The 10,754-nt window shown below is 35.1% G+C and carries 8 protein-coding genes and 4 pseudogenes; 6 read left to right on the forward strand and 6 right to left on the reverse strand.

All coding sequences use genetic code 11. The features are described from left to right. Nucleotides 1-422 precede the first annotated feature (422 nt). The 5 genes and pseudogenes from GW534_RS14655 to GW534_RS14670 all read left to right on the forward strand — a co-directional run. On the forward strand, nucleotides 423-1,769 hold the full coding sequence (locus GW534_RS14655; RefSeq protein ID WP_161921737.1) for a cytochrome ubiquinol oxidase subunit I: 1,347 nt from the start codon (nucleotides 423-425) through the stop codon (nucleotides 1,767-1,769). After that, the gene (locus GW534_RS14660) at nucleotides 1,766-2,776 is read left to right on the forward strand and encodes a cytochrome d ubiquinol oxidase subunit II (protein WP_161921738.1); all 1,011 of its coding nucleotides are present in this window, start codon (nucleotides 1,766-1,768) and stop codon (nucleotides 2,774-2,776) included. The genes GW534_RS14655 and GW534_RS14660 overlap by 4 nt, the downstream gene beginning before the upstream one ends. A gap of 20 nt (nucleotides 2,777-2,796) precedes the next feature. After that, nucleotides 2,797-2,907 carry a cytochrome bd oxidase small subunit CydS gene (gene cydS, locus GW534_RS16955; protein WP_377701276.1) on the forward strand — a complete coding sequence of 37 codons (111 nt, stop codon included), beginning with the start codon at nucleotides 2,797-2,799 and terminating at the stop codon, nucleotides 2,905-2,907. A gap of 167 nt (nucleotides 2,908-3,074) precedes the next feature. Beyond that, nucleotides 3,075-3,839: a MerR family transcriptional regulator gene (locus tag GW534_RS14665; protein WP_161921742.1), complete on the forward strand. Its 765-nt coding sequence runs from the start codon at nucleotides 3,075-3,077 to the stop codon at nucleotides 3,837-3,839. A gap of 712 nt (nucleotides 3,840-4,551) precedes the next feature. Further along, nucleotides 4,552-4,725, forward strand: a pseudogene (locus GW534_RS14670) (ATP-binding protein); the annotation flags it as partial. Between the two features lie 55 nt (nucleotides 4,726-4,780). Here GW534_RS14670 and GW534_RS14675 read toward each other — a convergent pair. Then, the gene (locus GW534_RS14675) at nucleotides 4,781-5,473 is read right to left on the reverse strand and encodes a hypothetical protein (protein ID WP_246204199.1); all 693 of its coding nucleotides are present in this window, start codon (nucleotides 5,471-5,473) and stop codon (nucleotides 4,781-4,783) included. Between the two features lie 78 nt (nucleotides 5,474-5,551). Between GW534_RS14675 and GW534_RS14680 the strand changes: the two are divergent. Beyond that, a pseudogene (locus tag GW534_RS14680) lies at nucleotides 5,552-5,803 on the forward strand (dihydrofolate reductase family protein); the annotation flags it as partial. A gap of 4 nt (nucleotides 5,804-5,807) precedes the next feature. Here GW534_RS14680 and GW534_RS14685 read toward each other — a convergent pair. The 5 genes and pseudogenes from GW534_RS14685 to GW534_RS16180 form a co-directional block, all read right to left on the reverse strand. Continuing rightward, a complete protein-coding gene (locus GW534_RS14685) occupies nucleotides 5,808-6,860 on the reverse strand; it encodes a 2,3-butanediol dehydrogenase (RefSeq protein ID WP_161921739.1) in 1,053 nt (350 codons plus the stop codon). Nucleotides 6,861-7,276: 416 nt separating this feature from the next. Next, a pseudogene (locus tag GW534_RS14695) lies at nucleotides 7,277-8,251 on the reverse strand (IS3 family transposase); the annotation flags it as partial. Between the two features lie 235 nt (nucleotides 8,252-8,486). After that, the gene (locus GW534_RS14700; RefSeq protein WP_161921741.1) at nucleotides 8,487-9,131 is read right to left on the reverse strand and encodes a hypothetical protein; all 645 of its coding nucleotides are present in this window, start codon (nucleotides 9,129-9,131) and stop codon (nucleotides 8,487-8,489) included. A gap of 146 nt (nucleotides 9,132-9,277) precedes the next feature. Further along, nucleotides 9,278-9,679, reverse strand: coding sequence for a hypothetical protein (locus GW534_RS14705; protein WP_202630958.1), 402 nt, complete (start codon nucleotides 9,677-9,679; stop codon nucleotides 9,278-9,280). A 399-nt stretch (nucleotides 9,680-10,078) separates the two neighbouring features. Beyond that, nucleotides 10,079-10,377: pseudogene (locus tag GW534_RS16180) on the reverse strand (transposase); the annotation flags it as partial. Nucleotides 10,378-10,754 lie beyond the last annotated feature (377 nt).

Raw genomic sequence — 10,754 nt, forward strand, 5'->3', positions numbered from 1 at the left:
AAGTTAGTAGGAAATAGTAAGTTGAGTATAGTACAAGTTTTATTTTATGTAAACTACCTTTATACATAATTGTTAACATTTTTACATCGAAAATTCTTGCGTAATTCAATCGTTTTCTAGATGTTTTCACAATTATTAACAAATAGCTCCTTTTATTATAACAATTCTTGCGACATTCCCATTTATTTTTCATTCCCCTCGTTTTTCTAGGAAAAATGTGTAAAATTTTCTTTTTTTGACAAGATAATGATGAGGTGATTCGTATGTATAAAAACCATGAGCGAAAGTTAGTATGGCTCACCTTTACAGTAGCCGTTCTCTTATTTCTTTCAATGGTTCGAAGACTATTCGCAGGTTAAGGTTTTGGTTAAGTTTCGAAAAAAGTGAAAAAAATTGTCTATAAAAACTGGAGGAGACTTGTCATGACTGGAGATTCCGTTTTTTTCAGTAGAGTTTTGACTGAAACAACTTTAACCTTTCATATTATCTATGCCACCTTAGGAGTAGGTGTGCCCCTGATGATTATGATTGCCCAATGGATTGGGATTAAGAAAAACGATCAATATTATATATTGTTAGCTAGACGTTGGACACGAGGATTTGTTATCACAGTAGCTGTAGGCGTAGTGACTGGCACCGCCATAGGTTTACAACTTTCTTTGTTATGGCCGAATTTTATGGTTCTTGCCGGCAACGTCATTGCTTTACCACTATTTATGGAAACCTTCGCTTTTTTCTTTGAAGCCATTTTTTTAGGGATTTATTTATATACATGGGATCGCTTTGAAAATCAAAAGAAACATTTATTACTTTTAATTCCAGTAGCCATCGGGGCTTCTTTTTCAGCGGTTTTTATTACGATTGTAAATTCTTTTATGAATGCGCCACAAGGTTTTGACTTGATTAATGGCCAATTGGAAAATGTGAATCCTATCATGGCAATGTTTAATCCTGCAATGCCGACAAAGGTTGCTCACGTTGTCGTTACGGCATATATGACTTCAGCCTTCGTCTTAGCTTCCATCGCAGCATTCCGTTTAGCTACAGGCTCTAAGCATGTTTATCATAAGAAAGCTTTGTTATTAACGATGAAACTCGGATTAGTATTTTCAATCGCAACAGCCATCATAGGGGATTTTTCTGGTAAATATTTAGCTGAATACCAACCAGAGAAACTTGCTGCTGCTGAATGGCATTTTGAAACATCCAGTGAAGCCCCTCTTCTTATGTATGGAATTCTAGATGAAAACAATGAAGTAAAATATGCCATTGAGATACCATTTGCTCTAAGTATTTTAGCTCATTGGTGGCCATCTGCCGTCGTTACAGGATTGGATCAATTTCCTCCTGATGAAATTCCACCTCTCTATATCCATTATTTATTCGATACAATGGTGACAATCGGTATCGGATTACTACTTCTATCACTCATTTACTGGTTTGGTGTAAAACGTGGTTGGTCTTTTGTCCATTCGAAACTCTTTTTATGGTTTGCCGTTTTAAGTGGTCCTTTAGCAATGATTGCGATAGAAGCTGGTTGGTGGTTAGCAGAAGTCGGTCGACAACCATGGATTTTACGGGGAATTATGCGTACAGCAGATGCAGCAACGACAAACCCAAATGTTGATTTAATGTTAGTGCTTTTCTCGATTCTGTACATAATTTTAGGGATAGGTACGATCATTGTCATGATCAGAATGTTTAAACGAAATCCGATTGAAAAAGAACTAGCTGATCGGGAAATCGAAAAAGGTGGTATGCTGAAATGAACTTAGAAATTATTGGTATTTCCGTATTAATGGCCTTTTTATTCGGCTATATTATGGTAGGAGCTATTGATTTTGGTGCAAGCTTTTTTAATGCCTATAGTTTAATTATCGAGAAAGAACATATTTTAACAAATATTATCCAGCGATATTTGTCACCTGTTTGGGAAGTGACAAATGTTTTCCTAGTTTTCTTTTTTGTCGGAATCGTCGGTTTTTTTCCTCAAACGGCTTTTTACTATGGAACAACGCTCCTAATACCGGTTAGTATTGGGATTGTTTTACTTGCCATCCGAGGTTCCTATTATGCCTTTGAAACATATGGCAATCGCGGTCATAAAGGATATGCATTTATCTATGGCTTATCGGGTTTATTTTTACCAGCATCCCTTTCTATTGTATTGACGATCTCAGAAGGCGGCTATATTTATATAAAGGATGGGAAACCCATTTTAGACTATTGGGTCCTATTTACTGAGCCATTGACTTGGTCTGTTGTGTTGTTAAGTATCACTGCAGTTCTCTATATTTCTGCCGTATTTTTAACATGGTATGCCAATAAAGCAGGTGATAAAGAAGCAACACGTTTAATGCGCAAATATGCCTTAATTTGGGCGTTACCTTTAATCATTACTGCTGCAGGAATCATTGTTGAGTTAAAGGGACATAATCCAGAGCATTTCGATAACATTATGAATTTATGGTGGATGTTCGCTATTTCATTTATTCTCTGGTGTATGACTGTTTACCTTCTTTGGCAGCGTCGAAATTATGGAGAAGCTTTCCTTCTTCTAGTTGCTCAATTCGCCTTGGCCTTTTATGGATATGGAATCAGCCATTATCCATATCTACTTTACCCGCATTTAACAATATATGACGGATTTACAAATGAGGCTATGGCCATTTCTTTAATTATTGCATTTATATTAGGTTTTTGCTTATTAGTTCCTTCCTTATATTTATTACTCCGACTATTTTTATTTAGTAAAAAATACGTGTCAGGGAAATAGTTGAAAAGGAGGGAAAAACCTTGAAGGCATTTTTCATATTTGTTGCACCATTTCTAGTATTATTCGCATCGATGATATTAGGATTTTGGTTAGCCCTCAATGACCAAAACCTTGAACAAGATGAAAAGTAGTGATTCTTAATTAGCCGAGACATACCATTGATACACGTATGCTCGGCTTTTTTTGTGATTTTTACAATATAGATCAATGTAAAAAAAAGTGATCAAAAAATAAAAAAACCTATTGACCTTAACGTTACGTCAACCTGTATTGTAATGATTAAAGGAGGTGGTTCAAGCTGGAATACACCATTCAAAAATTAGCACGTTTAGCCGGAGTAACTACTCGTACATTACGTTATTATGACAAAATCGGTCTTCTCAAACCTGCTCGTATTAATTCATCAGGGTATCGCATTTATGGCCAAAACGAAGTAAATCTTTTACAACAAATTATGTTCTATCGTGAACTTGGTCTACAACTGGAAACAATAAAGGAAATCATTCACGACCCGTCCTTTAATCGGAAGAATGCTTTAAAAGAACATTTGCAACAATTAATTGCAAAAAGAAAACAAATAGATTTATTAATTGAGATTGTCAAGAAAACCATTAAACATGAAGAAGGGAGAATTCAAATGAGTGATCAAGAAAAATTTGAAGGTTTTAAGAAAAGATTAGTTGAAGAAAATGAGAAAAAATATGGTGATGAAGTTCGAGAAAGATGGGATGAAGAAGCTCTAGAAGCCTCCAATCAAAAGGTGTTAAATATGAGTCAAGAAGATTATGAAAAAGTTACGAAGCTAGCTGAAGATGTGAATCAAACATTAGCCAAGGCGATGGAAACAGGAGATCCTGCAAGTGAAATTGCGCAAAGGGCAGCTGATTTGCATAAACAATGGTTAACATTTTACTGGAAAGAATACAGTAAAGAAGCCCATGTTGGCTTAGCGCAAATGTATGTTGATGATGAACGTTTCAAAGCCTATTATGATAAAGTAAAACCAGGTGCTGCAGAGTTTTTAAGAGATGCCATTTTAGTCTATACCGGTCAAAAACAATAATCATTGTTTGTATCAATCCCACACAATTGAGTGTGAAGCAGGGAAATTTATCCCTGCTTTTTTTCGTCTAAATAGTTCATATATTCCTTAAAGGCTACTTCAAATGATAAATCTTCGTGTTCACCCTTTTCAATATCATTTATTATCTGCCGTGCCAAAGCTTTGTTGTTACGAACATTTATATGTGGTACTGTTATACATTCTTTCAGCCATTGTCTATAGTATTCTAATATATCTTTGAGATTTCCCCTGTAATTTCGATATAGACCTGAAGGTTCAATAACACAAAGAGTATATTTATTTGTCGTTAGGTCTATTGTCCCAATGCTTCTACTCCAAATTTTTTCTTTCTTATATTATTCACCCCTTCTATTGTTTTAATTTACCTATATTTCTATAATATGAAAATCAGTTTCTCTTATGAACGATTAGATTACATGAATATAAAGATTTTTCGACATTAATACCATATGAAATTTTGAAAATCAATCTCGAATTAAAAAAATTCATAGGCTAAATTACTTATAGATAACGAATCATACAGTGCTTAATATCATTTAAAAATTGTTGTGAGGGGGATGTTGATGCTTTCCTTGCATAATTTACCAAATTACATAACGCGTTTCAAATCAAACAAGTGTTGCGAATTGGCCAAAGACAAGTATATCAATTGCTAAAAACAAAACACTTTCAAGATATGAAGCTTACAGATGCTAGCAGTACCTATATTCATAATAGTCACAATATCATTTTAAAGGGGCCTACTGGTTCAGGGAAATCGTTCCTAGCCACTGCTTTCGGTATATCTGCTTGCCGACAATTTTATAACGTAAAATACATTCGTTTACCAGAATTACTAGATGAATTAACACTCACCAAATTAGCGGTGTTTCTGGCATTTACATGATATTAGTTTTGGCAGTATATTTATAAATCATTTTTTAGTAAAAAACTGTATACGCACTTATATTTATACTCAATTGGCAAGCAGTGCTTATTGCATTAACGGGGTTACGGTGGCAATTAAAAGCTATATGCTGTAATTCCTTGTCATGACGAATAATTAAAACGATGTTGTCAGGAGTGTCTTTTATCCGTCCTTGCTTATCCAATTCCAAAGCTGTCTGCCAATCCTCATCACTAAACTCCTCTTCAGCCTGTGCCTGTCTCTCCTTAGCAAACTCAGCTTTTACTTTTTCATCTTTTATAGCAAACTCGCACATTGCCACAAAAGATGGCATCTTACCAGGAGCTGTAGTGGTAGAAGCTTTATCATCTAAAGAACCGAATTTATGAATACGAACGAGATCAAAAGCATTGAGGAGTAATCCACTTGCTGGGTCTGTAGCATGATGGCTGTATGCGAATTTATCATCGTAGATAATCACACCGGCACTACTATCAGCTGGAATATAATCGTACCGTCCTTCCATAGCAGAAGGGGCATAAACTGCACCTAAGAATTTCTCAATTGCTTCACGTACGGGATAGGCACGACAGAATGTTCCTACCACACCTTCCTTTAAAAGCGGGTCCGCTTGCTCTTTAAGACTGCGATTTAACTTCAGACTGCATGCTTGATACTGTCCAAGTTGATGTATCCCGCCAGTTTTGATATTTTGAAAGATAAACATCAGGGTCAAGCAGTTCTCCATCCTGCTCTTCATGGACAAATTCACGATTAGAGGAAGTGGATGACCAATACATAAGGCCTCATCACGACTTTTATCGATTTAGGGCTCATCGATGAATTCAGATTATCTGTTCACCCTGTGGTATTGGGAGAAGGAAGGCCGTTATTTATTGATATAAAACAAAGATTGAATTTAAATTTGATCAATACAAGAACTTTTTCCTCCGGTGTTGTTCAACTAATCTACCATTCAAAACAGAAATTAAATTGTGCAATCCTATCAAAAAGATGCCCAGCGCGTCTTTGCACTGAGCATCCCCTTATAGTCTAGTAAACTACTTTGAATTTACTAATATTTTAATATGGCTTTTGTCATTTACTAGTGTTTCGAAGCCTTCTTCGACAATTTCATCTAGTGTAATGCGCTTTGTTACTAATGTTTCTGCTTGGAAGTAACCTTGTGTCATAAGTTCCATAACTGCAGGGAAGATATCACGGTAGGCGATAGTTCCCTTAATTGAACGTTCAGATAATACAACATTGTTTGGTTGGAAAGAAGCTTCTGTTTCCCAAATGGATACAACAATTGTTTCACCTTCAAATGTTGTTGAATCAATGGCTTGTTTTAAAACAACCGGAACGCCTGTTACTTCAAATGCAACATCTGCACCGCCATTTGTTAACTCCTTAATACGGGCAACGGCATCCTCCTCAGCTGGATTAATAACTGCTTTTGCTCCTAATTCTAACGCTTTCGCACTACGCTCTTTTGAAAGTTCTACTGCATAAATTTCTGAAGCTCCCGCTACCTTTAATGCTTCAATTACAAGTAAACCAATAGGACCAACACCGAATACAACAGCTTTATCTCCTGCCTTTAATTTACTGATACGAACTGCATGAAGTGCTACTGCAGCAGGTTCTACCAATGCTCCCTGCTCTAAAGAAAGTCCTTCTGGCATTTTGTGTACCCAACGCTCGTCCACTACTGTATATTCTGAGAAACCACCGCCACCACCAGATAAGCCATGGAATCCTAAATGTTTACAAATATTATATTTACCTTTTTTACACGCTTCACACTCACCACAAGCTAAAATGGGCTCAACAACAACTTTGTCACCAACATTTACTTTAGTGACACCTTCCCCAATTTCAGAAACGACACCAGAAAACTCATGGCCCATGACAATTGGTGCTACATCCTTACTCACATAATGCGGTTGTTCAACTGGGACAAAAATTGGACCTGCAACATATTCATGTAAATCACTACCACAAATACCCGTCCATTCAACTTTTATTTTTACACGACCAGATGTTACTTCAGGTTCTTGAATTTGTTCTACACGAATATCTTTTGCGTTATACCATAATGCTGCTTTCATGTTCATGCCCTCCTTTTTATTATGTAATACACTTTGATTATAACATTCAAACATACTAGAAATATTAAGAAAATATGGAGTATTTTTGAACTTATCTAACCGCTATTTTCCAATTTCGAGAAAAGTCACCTGATCATCAAGCTAAAGATAAATAAATCATAGATTCTAGTCATTAAATAGAATGATGTAAAATTATAAATTATTCACTTTAACATCCCTCTGGATCTATGTCAAGATTCCGGACACAAAAAGTTTAAGTTTTTTTCTGCACAACAACCATTCATGCAGTGTTCCACATCCCAAGTAGATTGTCAAAGTGAAAAGTGCCTTTGACACCCTACTTGGGACGTGGAGAAAGAAACCCATGGATGTTGTGCCTGAAAAATGTGGAGGGGGAATTACAGTTACCCCTTGTGTTACGCTGCTTCGCAACACATTTTTTCATACTCATCGGGCGTGACATAACCTATGCTGCCATGAATTCGTTTGCGATTATACCAACCTTCTACGTACTGAAATAGGGCGATTCCCGCAGTCTTAAAGCTGTCATATTGAGTTTGATAGACTTCTTCTTTTTTCAGTGTGGCGTGAAAGGATTCAAGCGTTGTCATAAGGGCATCCTTTCCGACTGAATGAAGGAATCATTTCATACTTTTTTAATCGTTCTTGAAACGCTTCACTCGTGTATTGCGTGCCTAGATCCGTATGAACAATGAGTCCAGGTCCAGACTTTTGAACGTTTACATCGTTCTCCAATGCTTCAAGCACAAGTTCGTTTGTCATCGTACGAGAGAATCTATAGCCATCCAATTTTTTCGTATGCAAATCAAGGACAGATGCTAGATAGCACCAGCCATGATGGAGCGTATGAATATAGGTGATATCGGCTACCCATTTCTCATTAATAGACGTTGTTGTAAAGTCTTGGTCGAGTACATTTTCACGTTCTTCTACACGTGATTGGGATGATGTTGGGCGATATTTCTTTGTGATGTTTGATTGGATGCCTGCTTCTTTCATAAGACGTAGAACTCTTTTCAGACTACAAGAATAGCCTTCTTTTAAAAGTTTTCTATGAACTTTTGGCGCACCATAGCGACCTTTACTTTCTTGATGAATAGCTCTAATTTTTTCAAGTAGCTCTTCATTGGCGACATGGTAGCTGTTAGGTTTCTTATGAAATGAATCATAGTACGTACTTCTGGGCATCTTTAAAACACGACACATCACTTGGATTGGATGATGTTCGCTTTCACTTTCAATATAGTCAATCAGTTCCTGCTCATCTATTTTCTCGCGAATATGGTCATAGCCTTTTTTAAGATTTCAAGCTCCTGCTTTAAACGAAGATTTTCCTTTTGGATCTCTTCCACATCTGATACAGTTTCTTCACAAACTAATAGAACGAATTGAAATATTAGAAGATGGGAGTCCGAGGATCTACTACAAATTCTTGAACTCATATATGTCTTCTATTTTTTATGAGCAACGCGCAACACTCCACATGGCTTGAGAGGATAGGATGAATGTCTTTTGAACCTGCCCGTTCTCGGAAATATATCCACGGCACTTTTTGCACTATCGGTAGACGGGAACATATCCGCTGAATTTGCATTAAATAGAGACCTACAACATTCCCCAAAATAAGTTGATTTGAGCGGAAAAGAAATAGAGAAGCAATCCTATTGTCAACACCTTGAATATTTGTTTTGGAGACTGATATAAAACAAAGATCGTGGCTATCCAGAGTAACAATTCCAAATTATCTCTAATATCAAAATACCAAAATCCAAATACAAAAACCTGTCTTGTGATAAACATAAAAATTATAGATGAAATAGAAATAGCAATTATACCTTTCCCCTTTGCATACCAACACACAAAAGCCAGAAATGGTGAAATACAAGTCATTATTATCCAAATCATCATATATGATTTAGGAAAAAAGCCAACTATCAAAACTGTGAATAAATAATAGCTACCTACCATACCCGCAAAAAACAAAAATACATTTACGGCAGACCTGAGAGCTGATTTGCTATATAAAGATATTAACACCGCAAGGAACAGCCAAACCCCCATGCGAGAAAAGAAGTTTCTTAAATCTAAGACTTCTAGAAAATAGGGTAATGAATTACTTAGGGTTGTTTCAAGCATCTTGGAAACTAAGCCTAAAGTAATCCCCGCTATAAATATTAAAGTTGAATATAAAAACTTTTTTGTTAGCGATATACTAATTGGTTTTCGAATTTCATTTAAGAAATCTTTCATTTATTCTCTCCCGAAAAAATCCTTATTTCATATTTTTCTATCAAACCACGGCATAAGATGTAAATAATTCGCTTTCTAAATAAGAATTTATGCCTAGTCTGAATAATAATTGTACACCCTTAAGCCATCTGAATTTGTTATGTATATTAGTACTTGCGCTTTTTCATATCATCTTCGTAGGCGGCTAGAATACGCTGATATTCTTTTGGGTCATCATTCTCACAGTCAAGTTTTATCACTCGATTCACGATAGGCTCTAAAGAATCCGGTTTGTACCAAGGTTCTTTAATTGTATGATATATAATCTTTTTTGTCTTTTGACGTTGGGCCATTTCTTTCAGCATCTGAATCTCTTTTTCATTTTTTGTTACACTTTGAATTGGCCATATAATTATAAAGTCAAATGCATAATCATCGTATTTTTCACTATTACTTTTCGTGGTTAGATTATCAAAGTAAATTATAAGATTTGATAATTTCATTCCTTGTCCATATTTCTTCGGTACATTAACTTTATATAATTCCGCCCATCGAAAAAAATTCTCCATTCCATCTTTTTGTTGTATAAATTAAATTAATCAGCCCTTTCAAAATTCCTTAAGCGTTCAAGGCTTTAAGAAGAGTCTGATGTTTTTCCTTGTCAGCAATAATGTTTTTTCTGTTTCATTGTTCAAGAAATCAATAATCTGATCATATGCATTTTTTACGTCGTATATATTATTCACCGCTTCATTTAAAAATCACTATTTGTTTTTTGAATATACCCAAAATAAAATGCTATCTGTTAGTCTCAAACAAAACAGTACATCTTCAATTGTTGGAGATTCAATAGTATTCTCATTCCTATGGGTTCCATAATCAGACATCATAGAATAAATCATATAAATTGTTTTTGTCTTTGTCAGCTTTCCATCTTTATTTTCATTAAAAAAATATGCTAAATGTGCAGGCGTTCTAACGATTTCCCTAAACACAGGATCATGAGTCAACTGATCAGCAGCACCATCTGCCGCATACCCAGCAATGATTTGATAGACTTTTTGACGTAACAAATTTTCATTTGAATGAAGATAATATTTTCTTGAATCGCTGAGTCTCAGGTACTTAATTAAAGTCTTTGAAAAACCAATTTTTTCATCAAATTCTCTAAAAAGAAACTCACCTGTACGGAGGAAAGAGAACCTCCATCATTTGACAATTTAATTTTATGATTGAAATCAAGTGTTTTTTGCGTTAAAGTAACCATATAAAGAGTCCTTTCTGTGTGGTTTTTGTTGGTTACTTTAACTTTAACAGAAATGGACTCTTTTTTCATTTTTTTCGTGCAGTACAATAAAGCTGAAAAGGCTTGGTAAACCAGAAGTCATAATAAGTTTCTGATTTTCTGTGAATAATTCAGGTTTAACTTTATTCCTTCAATAAAATAACCTTACTATATAATATACATATTTCACTTTTAAAACTTCCGAAAACTTCATTTTTACTTCTCTTAAAAGTTACTATTAAAATAAATGATAAAACATACACTAACGAAATTAACAAAGAAAATATTTCATAAGACCAATTAAAGAGATAAGCTTTGACGAATTTCTTGAACATTTTTCGACAACTTGAAAAAGATAT

It is taken from the genome of Pallidibacillus pasinlerensis (assembly GCF_009996845.1).
Classification (GTDB): Bacteria; Bacillota; Bacilli; order Bacillales; family Caldibacillaceae; genus Pallidibacillus; species Pallidibacillus pasinlerensis.